Raw genomic sequence first — 18,212 nt, 5'->3', positions numbered from 1 at the left:
GCCCTAGCTCAAATCACGCCGTGTATAAACAGTCTCGCCTGCACGCACGACCCGCGCGCACAACGGACGCCCAATCCAGTAAGCCAACTCAGCAAGCGAATCCACCGACCACACCGCAAAATCCGCCGCGCGCCCGGCTTGCAGCGAGCCATGCTGGTCTGCCTTGCCGAGTGCACGCGCCGCATGCGTGGTCACGCCTTGCAGCACTTCGGGCACGGTCATGCGGAACAACGTGGTCGCCATGTTCATCATCAACAGCAGCGAGGTGGTCGGCGACGTGCCGGGATTGCTGTCGGTGGAAATCGCAATCGGCACCTGATAACGCCGCAGCAAATCCAAAGGCGGCAATTGCGTCTCGCGGATGAAGTAGTACGCGCCGGGCAGCAGCACGGCGACGGTGCCGGACGCTTTCATCGCGGAGACGCCCGCTTCGTCGAGGAATTCAAGGTGGTCCGCGGACAGCGCATGGTGACGCGCGGCCAACGCCGTGCCGCCACCGTTCGACAACTGCTCGGCGTGCATTTTCACCGGCAATTTATAGCGCTCCGCGGCCTGGAATACGCGCTCGCTCTGTTCCAGAGAAAAACCGATGCGCTCGCAGAACACGTCGACAGCGTCGACGAGTCCTTCGTCAGCGAGCGCGGGCAGCATCGTGTTGCAGACTTCGTCGATGTACGCATCGGCTTTTCCCGCGAATTCAGGCGGCAAGGCGTGCGCCCCGAGGAACGTCGTATAGACCGTCACCGGATAGCGCTCGCCCAACCGGCGCGCGACGCGCAGCATCTTGCGTTCGCTGGCGAGATCGAGGCCGTAGCCGGATTTGATTTCGATCGCGGTGACACCTTCGGCGAGCAGCGGTTCGAGGCGCGCGGCCGATTGGCGGAACAGCGAGTCTTCGTCGGCGGCACGCGTGGCGCGCACCGTCGAAACGATGCCCCCGCCCTGCCGCGCGATTTCTTCATAACTGACGCCCGCGAGACGCTGCGCGAATTCATCCGCACGCTGGCCGCCGTACACCAGATGGGTATGGCAATCGACGAGGCCTGGCGTCACCCACGCGCCGTACAGATCTTCGCGCGGCCATGCGGCATATTGAGCGGGTAATTCGGACGCTGTGCCGAGCCACACGATCTTGCCGTTTTCAACGGCAATCGCGGCATCGGCTAGCGTGTGTTGGGGATCGCCCTCAGGGCAGAGTTTCAGGTGATGCCAGACGGTTTGCTTCATCGCGTGCTCTTTGCAGCTCGTTGCGTGTCTGTGGTGGTTCGCGGCGCGCTTCGCCTGGCCTTTGCCAGGTGTTTGGCAACATTCAAGCGCGCACGCGAATCGTCGTCATCGTTGCGGTGATCACGTATAGCGGATGCTGATCGCGAGCAATGCGCCCGCGCCCTCGGCCACGCATGACAGCGCGTTCGGCGTGTCGATGCGCAGTGTGTCGTCGGCTTCAAGCACTTGCGGTTGGGCTTCGCCACCGAGCGTGACTGAAACCGCGCCGCCTGCGCAGAACAACAACACCACGTCGGCGGACAAAGTCCGTTGCGTAGCGCCGCGCCATACCTCAGTTTCACCCACCGCCGCACCGCGGCGGACCATCAGGTTGAAGTCGCGCGTGGCGCCGTCGACCAAACGTGCATCGATTCGCGCTTCGCCCGCAAACTGCGCGATATCGAGCGGCTGAGTCAACGCGTACGTCTTCACGGCGTGAGCACCGGTGTCGTCGGTTTCATCGAGCAGCATGCCCGCGCCCGACAACAACACCAGCGTGCGGTCGATGCCCGCGAAGCGCGAGAACGGCCCCGCTTGCGCCACGTCGGCGATGCTGACACGCCACGTGAATGCGTCGAGCCCTGTGCCTGCGGGAAACGCCCCCACTTCGCGCGTGACGCCGCCGCCGTTCTTCCACGGCGCCGCCACGAGTTCGGCGCCGCGGATGAGCGTCGTGGTTGCCACGTTCGGGACAACCGCCACGATCAACGGCCCAGCATCGGCAGATTCAGCCCTGCCTCGCGCGCCGTTTCCTGCGCGAGTTCATAGCCCGCATCCGCGTGACGCATCACGCCCGTTGCCGGATCGTTGAACAGCACACGGCCGAGGCGTTCCTTCGCAGCATCGGTACCGTCAGCGACGATCACGACGCCCGAGTGCTGGCTGAAGCCCATGCCAACGCCGCCGCCATGGTGCAGCGAGACCCACGAAGCGCCGCCTGCCGTGTTCAGCAGTGCGTTGAGCAAGGGCCAGTCGCTGACCGCGTCCGAGCCGTCTTTCATCGATTCGGTTTCGCGATTCGGGCTTGCCACCGAACCGGTGTCGAGGTGATCGCGGCCGATCACGATCGGCGCCTTCAGCTCGCCGTTCCGGACCATTTCATTGAACGCCTGACCCAGACGATAACGATCCTTCACGCCGACCCAGCAGATCCGCGCCGGCAGACCCTGGAACGCGATGCGTTCACGCGCCATGTCGAGCCAGTTGTGCAGATGCGGATCGTCAGGGATCAATTCCTTGACCTTCGCATCGGTCTTGTAGATGTCTTCCGGATCACCCGAGAGTGCGACCCAGCGGAACGGGCCCTTGCCTTCGCAGAACAGCGGGCGGATATACGCCGGCACGAAGCCCGGGAAATCGAACGCGTTTTCAACGCCCATTTCCAACGCCATCTGACGGATGTTGTTGCCGTAGTCGAGCGTAGCGGCGCCACGTTCCTGCAGCGTCAGCATTGCTTGAACCTGCTTGGCCATCGACTGCTTGGCGGGCAGCACAATGCTGTCCGGCACTGTCTTCTGACGCTCGCGCCAGTCTTCGACGTTCCAGCCTTGCGGCAGGTAGCCGTGAATCGGATCGTGCGCGCTGGTCTGATCGGTCACGCAATCCGGCGTGATGCCGCGCGTCACGCATTCAGCGAACACATCCGCTGCGTTGCCGAGCAGGCCGATCGAAACCGGCTTGCCTGCTTTCTTCGCTTCTTCAAGCATGGCGAGCGCTTCGTCGAGCGTCGCCGCTTTCTTGTCGACGTAACGCGTCTTCAGACGGAAGTCGATACGCGTCTCGTCGCATTCCACCGCGATCATCGAGAAGCCGGCCATGGTTGCGGCCAGCGGCTGCGCGCCGCCCATGCCGCCAAGACCACCCGTCAGAATCCAGCGGCCCGACGGATCGCCGTTGAAATGCTGGTTCGCCACCGAGAAGAACGTCTCGTAGGTGCCTTGCACGATGCCCTGGCTGCCGATGTAAATCCAGCTGCCCGCGGTCATCTGCCCGTACATCATCAGGCCCTTGCGATCGAGTTCGTGGAAGTGTTCCCACGTCGCCCAATGCGGCACCAGATTCGAATTAGCCAGCAACACGCGCGGTGCGTCCGCATGCGTCCTGAACACGCCGACCGGCTTACCCGATTGAATCAGCAGCGTCTCGTTCTCTTCGAGGTCTTTCAACGACGTGAGAATCTGATCGAAGCAATCCCAGTTACGCGCGGCACGGCCAATACCGCCGTACACGACCAGCGCGTGCGGATGCTCGGCGACTTCCGGGTCCAGATTGTTCTGGATCATCCGGTACGCGGCTTCCGCGATCCAGGTCTTGCAGGTCTTTTCCGCGCCGCGCGGTGCGCGGATCGTGCGGGTCGGGTCCAGACGCGGGTCGATGTGTTTCGGGTTGTTCATGGTGGCCCTCGGGATGCTTGAAAATGTGCGGGAGAAGTTCAGGGAAATGAGTCGGAAACGGTCTTTAAAAGCGGTCTTTAAAAGCAGCAGAATCAGAAATGTCCGGTGAAGCGATAGCGGCTGCCGGGATGCCAGAGATTGGCGATCGAGGCGACCTGGCTTTGCGACCACGTGCGCCGATGCAGCACGAGGCACGGTTCTAGTTCATCCATCGTCAGCAGCTCGCGGGTATCCGCATCCGCAGCCAGGGCTTCGATGCGGTACTCGACGCGCTGCAACGGCGCCACTCGCACCAGATACTGATTCGGCGTGGTGTTCGTGAAGTCCTGCAAGGCGTACTCGGGCGCGACCGCCGGGTTGACCCAGCGCTCTTCGAGTTGCACCGGCTCGTCGTTTTCGAAATGCAGCACGCGTGAATGAAACACCGGACTACCCGCGCTCACCTGCATTTCTTCGGCAAGCGCTTCATCAGCGATGCTCGCACCGATGTGCAGCACGTTCGCCTGATGGCGATGACCGCGCGCGACGATTTCGTCGGAAATACTGCGGATCGCCACCAGGGTCGATTCGTACTTGGGCCGGGCGACAAACGTGCCCGAGCCCTGCACGCGCGTCAGCACCTGCTCCGAAGTCAGCTCGCGCAACGCGCGGTTGACCGTCATGCGCGCCACGTTGAATTCACGGGCGAGCTCGTTTTCGGAGGGCACCTGGTCGCCTTCAGCCCATTCGCCCGCGTGGATGCGGCCGAGGATGAAGTCCTTGATGCCCTGATAGGCCGGTGCGTTCATTGGCTTGATTGGCGTGCTTGAAAACGTGATGTTCGAGCTTATTGCTCGGACGCGAACGAGAACGGGCTCAGCTTCGCGATCGTGCCGTCCTGCACGAGACGCGTAACGGCCGCGATATCCGGTGCGAAGTAGTGATCGAGCTCGTAATGCGCGACGTCCTTGCGCACTGCGTCCATCACTTTCTGCAGGCTCGGGCTGGTCTTGTGCGGCGCGCGCAGATCGACGCCTTGCGCGGCAGCGAGCAACTCGATCGACAGAATGTTCGCGACGTTTTCAGCGATGTCACCAAGCTTGCGCGCAGCGAACGTCGCCATCGAAACGTGATCTTCCTGGTTCGCGGACGTCGGCAGCGAATCGACCGAAGCCGGATGCGCGAGCGTCTTGTTCTCGGAGGCGAGTGCCGCGGCCGTCACGTGAGCGATCATGAAACCTGAGTTCACCCCACCGTCACGCACGAGGAACGGCGGCAGGCCCGACAGCGTCGCGTCGATCAGGAGCGCGATGCGGCGTTCGGCCAAGGCACCGATTTCCGCGACCGCAAGCGCGAGGTTGTCAGCGGCAAATGCGACCGGCTCGGCGTGGAAATTGCCGCCCGACAGCACTTCGCCCGTGTCCGGGAAAATCAGCGGATTGTCGGAGACGGCGTTCGCTTCGATCAACAGCACGTCGGCCGAATGACGCATCTGGTCCAGACACGCGCCCATCACTTGCGGCTGGCAGCGCAGGCTGTACGGGTCCTGAACCTTGTCACAATCGGCGTGCGAGACATTGATGCCCGAGCCTTGCAACAGCGAACGGTAAGCAGCTGCCGCGTCCGTCTGGCCTTGATGACCACGCAGTTCGTGAATGCGCGCGTCGAACGGCTTGACCGAGCCCGCTGCTGCATCGACCGACAACGCGCCCGCCACCAGTGCGGTGCGGAACAGGTCTTCGATAGCGAACATGTTGTAGAGCGCGAGCGCGGTCGAGGCTTGCGTGCCGTTCAGCAGCGCCAGACCTTCCTTCGCTTGCAGCGTGAGCGGCTTCAGGCCGACCAGCGCGAGGCCTTCGGTAGCCGGCATGCGTTCGCCCTTCGCGAACACTTCGCCGACGCCCAGCAGGGTTGCCGACATATGCGCGAGCGGCGCGAGGTCGCCCGATGCGCCGACCGAACCCTTGACCGGAATCACCGGCAGCACGTCGGCGTTATACAGCGTGATCAGCGCTTCCATCACTTCGCGGCGGATGCCCGAGTGGCCACGGCCGAGGCTCGACAGCTTCAGCGCGATCAACAGACGCACGACCGGACGCGACATCGGCTCACCCACGCCGACCGCGTGCGACAGCACCAGATTGCGCTGCAGCAGCTCGAGCTGGTCATGCGGAATGTGCGTGCTGGCGAGGCGCCCGAAACCCGTGTTGATGCCGTATGCCGGCTCGCCCTTCGCGGCGATATCGGCGACGGCTTTGGCGCAGGCGTCGATGGCGGCGTGGCTGGCGGGATCGAGCTGCAGCGCGACGTGCTCGCGAGCGATCTGGCGCAGTTGCGGGAGGGTCAGGTAGCCGGGCTTCAGAATCATCATGGTGTTGTGTCCTGTCTTGTCTATACAATTCAAGAGGAAGTCTAGCGGCGTCGGCTTGTATATACAACTTGTTTTTGCAGCTTCGGGCCTGGGAGTTTCCATTAGAGCTGGAGGCTTACGTGGCATGCATATCGCTTGAGCCGGGGATTTCGGGCGTCAGCGCGTGCCACATCGCATTCGTTCGTCGCGACAAGCAACTTGTATATACACGTTCAAAATACAGGGCGGCAAGTGGACAAAAAACTCGACGCGATTCGCTACAACCTCACCCGCGCCGCCATGAAATCCAGGAAACACTGCACGCGCCCCGCCAGCGACGCGCTCTGGTAATACACCGCGCTCACCGGCTGCCGCTCATCCACCAGCACGTTGCCAAGAATCGGCACCAGCCGCTCCTCGCGCACGTCGGCCGCCGTCATGAAGTCGGCGAGACAGGCGACGCCCCATCCCGACAGCGCGAGCTGCCGCAAGGTCTCGCCGCTCGATGCGGTGATCGCCGGCTCGATCTTCAGCGTCTCGGACTTGCCCTTGCCACCCGCCCGCAACGGCCAGCGATTCAGATGCTCCGGCGCCGTGAAGCCGATCAGACGGTGCGAGCGCAACGCTTCCACCGAACGCGGCTCGCCGTATTCAGCCAGATACGCCGGACTCGCGAGCACCCGCAGCTTGCTACTGCCCAGGGTGCGTGCATGCAGGGTCGAATCCTGCAACGCGCCGATGCGGATCGCGATATCCACCTTCTGTTCTAGCAGATCGACGATCCGCTCGTTGCTCGTCAATTCCAGACGAATCTCCGGATACAGCGCTGAAAACGCCTTCATGTGGGGCGCCACGCAATGAAGCATGAACGGTGACGCCGCATCGACACGCAAGCGCCCCGAGGGCCGCTCGCGTCCACGCGTGACGGATTCCTCGGCCTCTTCCATCGCATCGAGAATCGCCCGCGCCCGCCGCAGGAACGCCTCGCCCTCTTCGGTCAGTTGCAAACGGCGCGTGGTACGCCTCACCAGCGCGGTGTCGAGTTTCTTTTCGAGGCGCGTGAGGGCACGGCTCACGCCCGAGACGGTCTGCTGTAATTTCTCGGCCGCCGCAGTGATCGAACCGCAGTCGATCACCGTCGCGAACACCAGTAATTCGTCAGTGGAAGTCTTCATTGTTGATTTCAAATCAAGATTGATTTGAGACTAACACGCTTTTTGCGAGAATCAAGACGGTGGATACTGCGTCCATGTCATCGTATTTCCGGTGTTTCCACCTTAGGAGAACGTCTTGAAGATTTTCATTACTGGCGCAAGCGGCTTTATCGGCGGCTCGATTGCGGCGCACCTCGTGCGCGCCGGCCACCATGTGCGCGGTTTGATCCGCAAACCCGAACACAGCGCTGAATTGCAACGCCTCGGTATCGAACCCGTCATCGGCACGCTCGACGACCGCGAACTGCTGATCACCGAAGCCAAAGCCGCCGACGCAGTCATCAACGCCGCGAGCAGCGACCATGAAGGCGCAGTGAAAGCGCTGATCGACGGCCTCGCTGGTTCCGGCAAACCGTTTCTGCATACGAGCGGCTCGAGCATCGTCGGCGATGCCTCGGGTGGTGAAGCGGGCGAGGCGCGCATCTATCACGAAGACGCCCTGCCCAAGCCGACCGCGGACAAAGCGGCACGCGTCGCGATCGATCAACTCGTACTCGACGCCGCGCAGCAGAACATCCGCTCGGCGGTGCTGTGCAACACGCTGATCTATGGCCACGGCGACGTGCCGGGCAGCGCAAGCGTGCAGTTGCCGCGACTCGTGCGTCAGGCGCAAAAGAGCGGCGTGGTGCGGCATGTGGGCAGCGGCGGCAACATCTGGTCGAACGTGCATATCGGCGACGTCGCCGAACTCTATCGCCTTGCGTTGGAGAAGACGCCCGCAGGCACCTTCTACTTCGTCGAAAGCGGAGAGGCATCGTTTCGCGACATGAGCGCCGCAATCGCCCGCGTGATGAAACTGGGCGAGGCGCAAGACTGGCCGCTCGCAGACGCGCAGAAGGAATGGGGTTACGAAATGGCTTCGTACGGGCTGGGATCGAACAGCCGTGTGCGTGGTGAGCGTGCGCGCAAACTGCTCGGCTGGCAGCCTAAACGCACGTCGGTGATCGACTGGATCGAGCACGACATGATGGCCGCCAAGTGAGGTCCTCCAGGCCGTAATCCATGTAAGCCCAGGCGTAGCAAATCCGTAAGCTCAACTCGCTAGAATCCGGCTCACGTAATAGCGCGATCCGACGATACGAGTCGCGCGTAAGCCCGGATTTGATCGATGACCTTGGCGTTGAATTTCGACTGGCTCACCAACCTGCTGGCGATTATTTTCGTCGTAGCGTGCTTGTACGATGCACGCTACGACGAGTACGGCACGTTGACGCTGTCCGCGGCCGTGATGAGCCTTATCGTGATGGCGATCGAACTGTTCCTCAAACCCGCCTTCGACATGGCGTTATGAGTTCGGCGCTGCGCGCGGCAGCGCCATCAGTTATCAGACCGCGACTTCCGGCGGCGCACGGCGGAAACAGCGCGTGATCCAGCCGAGATAGCACAAGCCCAGCACGAACCACACCGCGCCGAGCACCAGTGCGGTTTTCTCCAGACTCACCAGCAGCCAGATATCCGCAATCGCACCAGCCAGCGGAAACACCAGGCCGCCGATCACACCCATCGCATTCGCACTGCCCTTCGCGTTGAAGAACTGCCGGATCACACACAGATTGACCGCGGTGAACGCGAGAAACGCGCCGAAGTTAATGAACGAGGTCGAGGTCGCCACGTCGAGCTTCAGCGCGACAAGACCGATTGCACCCGCGATCGCGATGTTCAGCGCCGGCGTCTTGAACTTCGGATGCACGAAACCGAAGATGCGCTTGGGCAAGACTTCGTCGCGTCCCATTGCATACAGCAGACGCCCCACGCTTGCCTGCGCCGAGATACCGGAGGCGAACTGCGCGAGAATCAGGCCGGCCAGAAACACCGTCACGAAGATATCGCCGCCGACTTTGCGTGCGACTTCGAAGGCCGCCGAATCCGGGTCCTTGAACACCGCACCCGGATGCGCGAGCTGCACCGTGTACGCGGCGATCACGAAGATCGCGCCGCCGATCAGCGCAATCAGCACGATCGCGCGCGGCATGGTCTTTTCAGGGGCGATGGTTTCTTCAGTCAACGTCGACACTGCATCGAAGCCCAGATACGAATAGGCGGCAATCGCGGCGCCCGCCATCGTCGCCGACAACGGCACATGCGGCTTGAAGAACGGTTCGGCCGAAATCAGGCCACCGGGGCCAACCGCCGCGGTCACATAGTGGCAGCACAGCACGACGAACAAGGCGACGATCGCGAGTTGCACGACCATCAGCACGATGTTGAAACGGTTCGCGAGTTCGATGCCAAGAATATTCAGCGCGCTCGTCAACACAATGAACGCGACGATCCAGATCCAGCTCGGAATGTGCGGAAACGCAGCGCTGAGATACGCGGCGCCGATCAGCCAGATCACCATCGGCAGGAAAAAGTAATCGAGCAAGGTGGCCCAGCCGATCATGAAACCCAGATGCGGATTGAAGCTTTTGCGCGTGTATGTGTACGCTGAACCCGCTACCGGGAAAAGCCGCGCGAGCTTGCCGTAACTGAGCGCGGTGAACACGATCGCGATCAGGGCAATCAGATACGCGAGCGCGGCGGTGTCGTTGCTGGCGGTCGCCAGCACGCCGTAGGTGCCGTAGACGATCAGCGGCGCCATATAGGCGAGGCCGAACAGCAAAACCGAAGGCAGGCCGAGTGTGCGTTTCAGATGCGCGCTTTGGGGCGCGGCAGGTGCGCCGGCGCGCTCCGTGGGGGATGTCGGGGTCATGCGGTGTCTCCTCTTGCGAATGGGCGAGCGTCGTCGAGGGCGACGTTGAACGCGCCCGGGTCGGGTTTTGTCGATCAGTCTTGCAGGGTGCGCGGAAGTCGCGCCGATGATGCTTTGCCTAACGTGGTGCGCGCGGGTGTGGATGCGTGCTTATGCACGCCTACACCTGCGCACGCGCCTTAGCGCGTTCGGATCACACGCGCACGTTGCCCTTGCTCGCCGTCTTGCGTCGCGAGGTCGAGTGAAATGCGCGCGTCATGCAGATAACGATAGTGCTCGCGCGCGGCCTCGAGACGCGCGGGATCGAGCGTGGCGCGCAGGACCGTTTCTTCGTGGCCGGCGTCGCACACCACATCGCCTAACGGATCGATCAGCGCCGATTCACCGGGGAAGGTGAGATTGTCGTCGCCCGAACCGATGCGATTCACAAGCGCCGCAAACATCTGATTCTCCATCGCACGCGCCACGATTGCGCGGCGATGCACCGGCCCGAACGGGTCCATATTGCCGTTCGTCACGATCAGCAGATCGGCGCCGAGCGAGGCAACCGCGCGCGCCGTTTCCGGAAATTCGATGTCGTAGCAGACCAGGATGCCAACGGTCAGACCCTTGAAGCTGCACACTTCGTAGCGGTCGCCCGGTTCGAACACACCGACGTCCGACGCCCACAGATGCGTCTTGCGATAGCGCAGCGCGATCTCGCCGCGTTCGTCGACCAGCACCGTGGTGTTGAAAAAGCGGCTGCCGTCACGCTCGGCGAGACCCACTGCCACCGCAACCCGTGCTTCGCGCGCCGCGTTGCGCACGGCGGTCAGCGACGGCCCGTCAATCGGTTCGGCCACGTCGGCGATGGTGTCGCGAGTAGGAAAGCCCGACAGCGTGGTCTCCGGAAACACGATCAGATCGGTTCCGGCCGCGCGCTGGCCGATGGTTTGCAGCACGCGTTGCACGTTTGCCCCGCCCACGCCCACGGCGCCATCTACGATCGGGATCTGTGCCAGTTCGAGTTGAAGCATTTTGTCTCCTATGCTCAGCAATCTGCTTCGCGTTAAATAGCGGCTGTTGTCAGGCGCCCGCGTTTCAGGTTGGGCCTATTATTACCAGACATATTTTTGACCGTAATCACCCGGCAGGGTTACCCTCAACGGAGCACGCATGGAACTCGAATGGCGCGATCTGGCCTTTCATCGCGAGATCGGCGCGGTTATCGAAGCACTCGACAGCGCGCAATTCTGGACCCGCCTCACACGCGCGCTCGAACGCTATGTCGTGTTCGACAACTGGGTCGCCCTGCGCTTCACGCCTGGCATGGCGCCGCTCGCCTGCGCAGAATCGCCCACGCCGGACGGCACAGTGGACGTGATGTTCCAGGACTATCTCGCCGCGCTCTATCAACTCGATCCGTTTTATATCGCCGCGACCGAGAAGCCCGCATCGGGTTTCGTCACGCTGGCGGACGTCGCGCCCGACAACTTCTCGATGACCGACTACTACCAGCGGTACTTCAGAAAAAACATCGTCGGCGATGAAGTGCACTTCAACTACATGATAGACGCGAGGCATACGCTGGCGTTCTCGCTGGGCGCAACGCAGCGCTATGGCGAGCGCGATCTGGCGGTGCTCGCGCTCTGTGCGCCATGGGTGATCGCGCTACTGCGGCAGCGCTTGCCGTATGAGACATTCGATGCGCCGGAGCCGGCCTCGAGCGAGGCCGTGACGCAAGCAGCGATCAATACGGACGCCCCTGCGGACACGCCCACCTATGCCGCGCGTTTCGAGCAGGTGTCGTCGGTGGGCGGGCGCTCGTCACTCACCGCACGCGAAGTGGAGGTGGCCATGCTTACTCTGAGCGGATTTTCAACGCGCGCCATCGCGGAGAAACTCACGATCTCGTTCGAGACGGTGCGCGCGCACAAGAAGCACATCTATACGAAGCTCAACGTCAACTCGCAGTCGGAGTTGTTCGCGCTGTTTTATGAAGCGGGACGCAAAGGGGCATGACGTCCCGCTTATTCCTGGCCGGCGCGCGTCAATGGCTGCATGCGGCGCAATCGCCCGCCTTCTCCTCATAGCGATCGTGATGCTTGAGCCACTCACCCATATTCTTCTTCTCCTCGCGGCCTTTCGGCACCACGTCGAGATGCGCGTACGCGCTGAGGAACTGCTCGCCGCCGCGTCCGTAGGTGGAATACGTGTGATAGATGTCGCCCGCTGCGTCCTTGTAGAACACGCTGTGACCGGGTAGCTCGTCGATGCCGACATCCTGCTCGGTGAAGTTGTAGAACCCCTTCTTGCTGGCGATTTCTTCCGGTGTGAACGACACGTGATAGTCGAAATTGAAGTCGCTCTCATTCGACGACACCCACGGAAACTTCCAGCCCATGCGTTTTTTGAACGCCTCGATCTTCGCGAGCGGCCCACGCGAGACTGCCACGTAGGATACGTCGTGATGTTCGAGATGCGTCAGGATGCCATCCATGTGATCCGACACGAACGAGCAGCCGAAACAGCCCTCTTCCCAATCCGGACCAAACATGAAGTGATAAACGATCAATTGGCTACGACCGCCAAACAGATCGGCGAGTGATTTGGGGCCTTGCGGCGTGTCGAATACATAGGTCTTCTCGACCTTCACCCAGGGCAGCGCCCGGCGTTTGCGGGCGAGCTCATCGCCGGCGCGTGTGTACGCTTTCTCTTCGACTAATAGCGCCTTGCTGGCGGCCAGCCATTCTTCCCGGGTACCGATACGATGTTGCGGATCCATGTGCGTCTCCTTTTCTGCGTCATACAGGTTAGATAGAGCAAATCACGCGAATTCAGGCGAGGTAGCGTTCCAGCGCATCGAGACCGTGGCTCAAGCCAGTCGGATGCATCCATGTCACGAATTGCGCCGCTTCCGTAGAGGCGCGGCAGACTTTCGCGGGCGCGGCGTCGTGACGACGCTGGTGGGCGTGGCTGGGTTTGGCGGACATGGCGGTTCCTCTTCGACGAAAGCAGCAAGACGATCGAGTGATTCGGACCAGAAGCGCTGATAGCGGGTAAGCCATTCCATGGCTTCCTCCATCGGTCCGGCTGACAGGCGGCACGCCACCGTGCGGCCGGTTTTGCTGCGCGTGATGAGACCGGCCTCGGACAACACGTCGAGGTGTTTCATCACTGCGGGCAAAGACATCGCAAACGGCTCGGCGAGTTCGCTGACCGACAGATCGTTCAGTTGGGACAGACGCGCGAGCAACGCACGCCGCGTCGGATCGGACAGCGCGGCAAAGGTGCGATCGAGTAATGTTTCATTAAATTTAACCATGAGGTTAAGTATAGAAACACGCGTGAGGATGTCAAGGACAGGTGCGCACTTTTCTCAAAGCGCACAGGAAGCGGAAGGTGCTAAGGGGATGCTGAAAAAAGATACGCGGCGCATCGCAGATCGAACCCTGCAATACGCCGCGTCAAGGTGGAGAACAACCGACTACACGTTCGAGCGAAGCGGCAAGGCAAGCCCGCCCCACTCTCGCGTTACAGCAAACCGCGTAAAACTCAATGCGGCAGAATCAGATGGCCCAACCGCCAAGATAGAAGCCGACCAGCACGACAGCGATAACAACCGTGCCGACGTTCAGCTTGCGATACTCGCCGCTCACCACGCGGCCGATCACCAGCGTCGCGAAGCCGAGCATGATGCCCGTCACGATGTTGGCGGTCAGCACGATGAACACGGCGCACATCAGGCCCGACATCGCGTCGACCATATCGTCCATATGCAGCTTGCTCACGTTCGAGAGCATCAGCAGGCCGACGTACATCAGCGCCGGAGCCGTTGCATACGAAGGCACGAGACTGGCCAGCGGCGAGAAGAACATCACCACGAGGAACAGCAGACCGACCACCGCTGCGGCCATACCCGTCTTCGCGCCGGCTGCAACACCAACCGTCGATTCGATATACGCGGCGGCCGGTGCGCCACCGAGCAGACCCGAGAAAATCGAGCTCAGCGAATCCGCCGTCAACGCACGGCCGCCGTTGATGATGCGGCCGTTTTCGTCGAGTTGACCGGCTTGTCCGGCGACGGCGCGAATCGTGCCGGTTGCGTCGAACACGGCAGTCATCACGAGGGCCAGCACGCTAGGCAGAACCGCCATCGAAAGCGCGCCCTTGATGTCCATCGCGCCGATCAGCGAAGCATGGCCCGGTGCGCTCAGCGAAGGCACCGCGAACACGCCGTGGAACACCACCGCCGGATCGATTGCGAGCGCAATCAACGAGATCACGACGATCACGATCAGGATCGAACCAGGCACGCGACGGCGCACCAGACCGAAGATCGCAGCCAGACCCGCCACCGACATGATCGCCGGCAATGCCGTGATATTGCCCAGTGCCACCGGCAAACCGGCGCCCGGATTCTTGACGACCAGACCCACGTCGTTCGCGGCGATCAGGAGCAGGAACAGGCCGATGCCGATCCCCGTGCCGTGCGCGATGCCGGTCGGCAGATTGCGCAGAATCCACGAACGCACGCCCGTTACCGAGATTCCGGTGAAGACGACACCCATCAGGAACACTGCACCGAGCGCGACGTTCGGATGCAGACCTTTACCGAGCACGAGGCCGAACGCGGTGAACGCAGTCAGCGAAATCGCGCAGCCGATGGCGATCGGCAGGCGCGCCCACACACCCATCAGCAGCGAACCGAAGGCGGTCGTCAGACATACGGCGACAAACACCGCGCTGGTATCGAAGCCCGCTTTGCCGAACATGCCCGGCACGACGAACACGGAATAGACCATCGCGAGGAAGGTCGTGATGCCCGCAACAATTTCCGTACGCTGCGAACTGCCGCGTGAAGAGATTTCGAAGTAGCGGTCGAGAAAGCCCTTTCCGTCGAATGATTCGGCGCCGACTTCAGAAATCGGTTGGGCGTGGGGTTCCATCATGATGAGTGCCTCCTTTATCAGCGTGCTGAAACGGCCCGGTTTCCGGCCGCCATCAGGTTCGTCTCGTTGCGTTGATCTAATGTGGTGGTGTGGCAAGGTTTGAACGTCGGCTTGCGATGCGTCAGACAACCCGCATGCTCCGTTCTTCTTTTGCTGTCCCGAAATGTAGGGCAACACAAATATGTCTCCCATCGCATGAATGGCATGCTCGACATGTCGCGATGCTTATATCGTTTAAGGGACGGCAAACCATGGGGACGCTCCGCGCGTTTACACCTACGATTTGTCATCGAGTTGTGAAAGGGTTTTGAGGGGTTCGACGCGCAAAAACGGGCCTACGTCGCGGCCGAAAGTGCACAGCGCGGCATGAATCGTGCGCCGGGGACACCTGTCAGAAAGCCTGCAAAACCGGGCCGCCCCGGCGCCACGGGTTACACTCTGGCCCTTACCTGAGTTAAAGCGTGACTTAACTGCGGCGGTCCACAGCGCCCGTCCGCACTGGCCCATGGAGTCCTTCTTGATGAGCGGCGGTTTCTCGCGTCCTGCCTGGCGTCTTCTGCTTCTTGCTGTGTTCGCGCTGTTCGCGCTGTCCGGTTGCAGCCTGCTGTGGGGCCCGCAACAGGCGCCGATTGTCGACGCCACGGTGATGCCCGTCGAACCCGCGAGCGCGCCCGTAGCCGCCTCCGCGCCGGAACCGGCCGAGACTGAAGCGGCCGAGCCCGAGCAGCCGAAGAAACCGAAGAAGCCGGTCGTCAAGCCACGCAAGGTCGAACCTCCGCCGCCGGTCGCCACGCCCGCGCCGCCTCCTCCCGCGCCCGCGCCGCTGATCGTGCTGCGCACGATCGAGCGCAGCGAGGCGCGCGCCCTGCTCGATAGCGAAGTGCAGAAGCCCGACGGCAAAGTGGTGGGCCGCGCGGTCGATCTGATCGCCGATGCGAGCGGCAAGCCACGCGAAATCGTGGTCAATCTGCAGGGTTTCCTTGGCGTCGGCGATCGCAAGGTCAATTTCCCGTGGAACGCGTTCCGCTTCACGCCGACCGCGAAGACCGCGCCGATCACACTCAACGCGACAGCCACGCCGACTCCCGCGGCGAAGTCCGCCGCCGTGCAATTGCAGCTGATCGACACCGACGTCGAGCGCTCTAACGGCGCCAAGGTCGGCCGCGTGATCGATGTGCTGATCGACGCCAACGCGCAGCCGCAGGCGGTCGTGCTCGACGTCAACGGCATGGTCAGCACCGAGCGGCGCACGATTGCCGCCAACTGGTCGGCCCTGCGTTTCGTCACGAAAGACAAGGAACTGCATCCGCTGATCGATCTGAGCGATGCGCAGATCAACGCGACGCCGCCGTACGCCAACGACAAGCCGATCCGCGCGGTGTCGCCCGCGCCGCCACCCGCTCCCGCTTCCGCGCCTGCTCCCGTCGCTCCTGCCACTGCGGCTTCTGCCGCGCCGGCCACAGTCACGGCGGGTTCCAACACACGGGCGGTCCGATGACAGGCCGCACTTTGGTCACCGCGCGAAGTCTGCGCGCACTCGATTGGCTGAATTTTTTCGTCGCCAACGTGCAGACGGGTTTCGGGCCGTTCATTGCGTCGTACCTCGCCTCGCACAAGTGGACCCAGGGCGAGATCGGCATGGCGCTGTCCGTCGGCACTATTAGTGCGATGGTCAGCCAGGTGCCGGGCGGCGCTGCTGTCGACGCACTGCGCAACAAGAAAGGCGCTGCCGCATGGGCGATCTTCGCGATCATCTTCAGTGCGGTGCTACTGGCGGCGAGCCCGACGGTGCTGCCGGTGATTGCCGCCGAGGTATTCCACGGCTTTGCCAGTTGCATGCTGACGCCGGCGTTGGCCGCGATTTCGTTCGCTCTCGTGGGGCGCGCGAATCTGGGCGACCGGTTGGGGCGCAATGCGCGCTGGGCGTCGATCGGCAGCGCCGTCGCGGCCGGCTTGATGGGCGTATTCGGCGAATACTATTCGCCTCGCGCGGTGTTCTGGCTGACAGCGGCGCTGGCGGTCCCTGCACTGTTTGCGCTGACGATGATCCAGCGTACCGACACGATCGAGCTGCCGAAAACCGGGCCCACACCGGCGCAGATCGAACGGCGCGAGAGTTTGCGCGAGCTGTTGCGTGACAAGCGGATGCTGTTGTTTGCGGCTTGTATCGTGCTGTTCCACTTGTCGAATGCGGCGATGCTGAATCTCGCCGCTGGTGAAGTGACGGCCGGCATGGGTGACAACGTGCAGCTCGTGATTGCCGCGTGCATCATCGTGCCGCAGGCGATTGTGGCGATGATGTCGCCATGGGTTGGGCGCTCTGCCGAGCGGTGGGGACGCAGGCCGATTCTGCTGCTTGGGTTTTCGGCGTTGCCGATACGGGCGTTGTTGTTTGCTGGAATCAGCAGCCCTTATTTGCTGGTGCCGGTGCAGATGCTCGACGGCCTGAGCGCGGCCGTGTTCGGTGTGATGCTGCCGTTGATTGCCGCCGACGTTGCTGGCGGGAAGGGGCGGTATAACCTTTGTATTGGGTTGTTTGGGTTGGCTGCCGGGATTGGGGCTACTTTGAGCACGACTGCTGCCGGGTTTGTGGCTGACCATTTTGGCAATGCCGTGAGCTTTTTTGGGCTTGCTGCGGCGGGGGCACTTGCCGTGCTGCTCGTTTGGGCCGCGATGCCTGAGACGCGGGATGCGGCTGCTGGGGATGAGGCGGAGCCTTTGGGGGATGGGAAGTCGGCTGTTAGATGAGCTTGTTTTTTGCCTTTTGCGGCGGCATTTGGCCGGGGTCTTAGGGCTTTGGGCTTTCCTTGATCTGGCTTTGGTGCCTTTCCTTGAATTGTTAGTGGTCTATTAGCGTTGCCCCTGTGCGGGGCGGCACTTACTTTCTTTGCCGCCGCAAAGAAAGATAAGCAAAGAAAGCGGCCAGAAGCCCCTGCTAAGTGGGCGCCGTGGTTTGCCTGGGGTAGTGGTGCGACTGGAATCCGTGCTCTCGCACGTTCCGCGCTAGTGACAAAGGATTCATCAGCTCCCACTCCGCACTACGTGCGTCGCGGACGGGTCTGCATGGGAAACCACGGGCTTCGGCTGAGATCCGTGAATGACAAACGTAGCAGGTGGTTTTATGAACAGCTCTTCGGCGCGCGCAGCGCCGCCGGAAGTATGACGCCCTTGTCACAAGCCCACGCAGCGGCACGAACACAGATTCCAGTCGCACCACTACCGTGAGCGAGCTGCGGGACCCGCTTAGCAGGGGCTTCTAGCCGCTTTCTTTTGCCTACTTTTCTTTGCGGCGGTGTATAGACCGGAGACATAGCTGACAGGTGTGCGGGGACATGGTTGACACTTCCGGGTACTAAAACGCCCGGTCCCGACCATGCCCTGGAACGC

General features: G+C 62.2%; 16 protein-coding genes. 5 read left to right on the top strand and 11 right to left on the bottom strand.

The window, feature by feature from the left end; all coding sequences use genetic code 11:
* Positions 1–3: 3 nt before the first annotated feature.
* From hutI to BM438_RS41445, 6 genes are all read right to left on the bottom strand, one after another.
* The gene (gene hutI / locus BM438_RS41470) at positions 4–1,227 is read right to left on the bottom strand and encodes an imidazolonepropionase (protein WP_093646764.1); all 1,224 of its coding nucleotides are present in this window, start codon (positions 1,225–1,227) and stop codon (positions 4–6) included.
* Between the two features lie 120 nt (positions 1,228–1,347).
* Complete coding sequence (locus tag BM438_RS41465; RefSeq protein ID WP_244179580.1) at positions 1,348–1,950, bottom strand: HutD/Ves family protein; 603 nt, start codon at positions 1,948–1,950, stop codon at positions 1,348–1,350.
* 20 nt (positions 1,951–1,970) lie between these two features.
* On the bottom strand, positions 1,971–3,659 hold the full coding sequence (hutU, locus tag BM438_RS41460) for a urocanate hydratase (RefSeq protein WP_093646762.1): 1,689 nt from the start codon (positions 3,657–3,659) through the stop codon (positions 1,971–1,973).
* Positions 3,660–3,751: 92 nt separating this feature from the next.
* Positions 3,752–4,447, bottom strand: coding sequence for a histidine utilization repressor (gene hutC, locus BM438_RS41455; RefSeq protein WP_054040559.1), 696 nt, complete (start codon positions 4,445–4,447; stop codon positions 3,752–3,754).
* 38 nt (positions 4,448–4,485) lie between these two features.
* Positions 4,486–6,009: a histidine ammonia-lyase gene (gene hutH / locus BM438_RS41450; protein WP_200621786.1), complete on the bottom strand. Its 1,524-nt coding sequence runs from the start codon at positions 6,007–6,009 to the stop codon at positions 4,486–4,488.
* 257 nt (positions 6,010–6,266) lie between these two features.
* Positions 6,267–7,163, bottom strand: a complete 897-nt coding sequence (locus tag BM438_RS41445; RefSeq protein ID WP_093646760.1) for a LysR family transcriptional regulator — start codon at positions 7,161–7,163, stop codon at positions 6,267–6,269.
* A 115-nt stretch (positions 7,164–7,278) separates the two neighbouring features.
* On the opposite strand from BM438_RS41445, the gene BM438_RS41440 reads away from it, so the two are divergent.
* Together BM438_RS41440 and BM438_RS41435 are read left to right on the top strand one after the other, a co-directional pair.
* Positions 7,279–8,184 (top strand): NAD-dependent epimerase/dehydratase family protein, encoded by a 906-nt coding sequence (locus BM438_RS41440; RefSeq protein WP_093646757.1) that lies wholly within the window; start codon positions 7,279–7,281, stop codon positions 8,182–8,184.
* Positions 8,185–8,310: 126 nt separating this feature from the next.
* Positions 8,311–8,493, top strand: coding sequence for a hypothetical protein (locus BM438_RS41435; protein WP_093646755.1), 183 nt, complete (start codon positions 8,311–8,313; stop codon positions 8,491–8,493).
* 33 nt (positions 8,494–8,526) lie between these two features.
* On the opposite strand, the gene BM438_RS41430 is transcribed toward BM438_RS41435, so the two are convergent.
* Positions 8,527–9,894, bottom strand: coding sequence for an APC family permease (locus BM438_RS41430; RefSeq protein ID WP_093646750.1), 1,368 nt, complete (start codon positions 9,892–9,894; stop codon positions 8,527–8,529).
* A 179-nt stretch (positions 9,895–10,073) separates the two neighbouring features.
* Complete coding sequence (locus BM438_RS41425) at positions 10,074–10,910, bottom strand: carbon-nitrogen hydrolase family protein (protein WP_093646748.1); 837 nt, start codon at positions 10,908–10,910, stop codon at positions 10,074–10,076.
* 139 nt (positions 10,911–11,049) lie between these two features.
* Between BM438_RS41425 and BM438_RS41420 the strand changes: the two genes are divergently transcribed.
* Positions 11,050–11,895, top strand: coding sequence for a response regulator transcription factor (locus BM438_RS41420; RefSeq protein ID WP_093646746.1), 846 nt, complete (start codon positions 11,050–11,052; stop codon positions 11,893–11,895).
* Positions 11,896–11,923: 28 nt separating this feature from the next.
* On the opposite strand, the gene BM438_RS41415 is transcribed toward BM438_RS41420, so the two are convergent.
* The 3 genes from BM438_RS41415 to BM438_RS41405 all read right to left on the bottom strand — a co-directional run bounded on the left by BM438_RS41415 (position 11,924) and on the right by BM438_RS41405 (position 14,825).
* Positions 11,924–12,658 carry a DUF899 domain-containing protein gene (locus BM438_RS41415; RefSeq protein WP_093646743.1) on the bottom strand — a complete coding sequence of 245 codons (735 nt, stop codon included), beginning with the start codon at positions 12,656–12,658 and terminating at the stop codon, positions 11,924–11,926.
* Between the two features lie 114 nt (positions 12,659–12,772).
* Entirely contained in the window at positions 12,773–13,198 is a 426-nt protein-coding gene (locus BM438_RS41410) for an ArsR/SmtB family transcription factor (protein WP_093646741.1), read from the bottom strand.
* A 244-nt stretch (positions 13,199–13,442) separates the two neighbouring features.
* On the bottom strand, positions 13,443–14,825 hold the full coding sequence (locus BM438_RS41405; RefSeq protein ID WP_074286043.1) for an NCS2 family permease: 1,383 nt from the start codon (positions 14,823–14,825) through the stop codon (positions 13,443–13,445).
* Between the two features lie 520 nt (positions 14,826–15,345).
* On the opposite strand from BM438_RS41405, the gene BM438_RS41400 reads away from it, so the two are divergent.
* Together BM438_RS41400 and BM438_RS41395 are read left to right on the top strand one after the other, a co-directional pair.
* Positions 15,346–16,323, top strand: a complete 978-nt coding sequence (locus tag BM438_RS41400) for a PRC-barrel domain-containing protein (RefSeq protein WP_093646739.1) — start codon at positions 15,346–15,348, stop codon at positions 16,321–16,323.
* The gene (locus tag BM438_RS41395; RefSeq protein WP_093646737.1) at positions 16,320–17,573 is read left to right on the top strand and encodes an MFS transporter; all 1,254 of its coding nucleotides are present in this window, start codon (positions 16,320–16,322) and stop codon (positions 17,571–17,573) included. Before BM438_RS41400 ends, BM438_RS41395 begins: the two co-directional genes overlap by 4 nt.
* Positions 17,574–18,212: the final 639 nt, after the last annotated feature.

This window comes from Paraburkholderia aspalathi (genome assembly GCF_900116445.1).
GTDB lineage: Bacteria > Pseudomonadota > Gammaproteobacteria > Burkholderiales > Burkholderiaceae > Paraburkholderia > Paraburkholderia aspalathi.
This window is presented reverse-complemented; position numbering and strand designations above follow the sequence as displayed.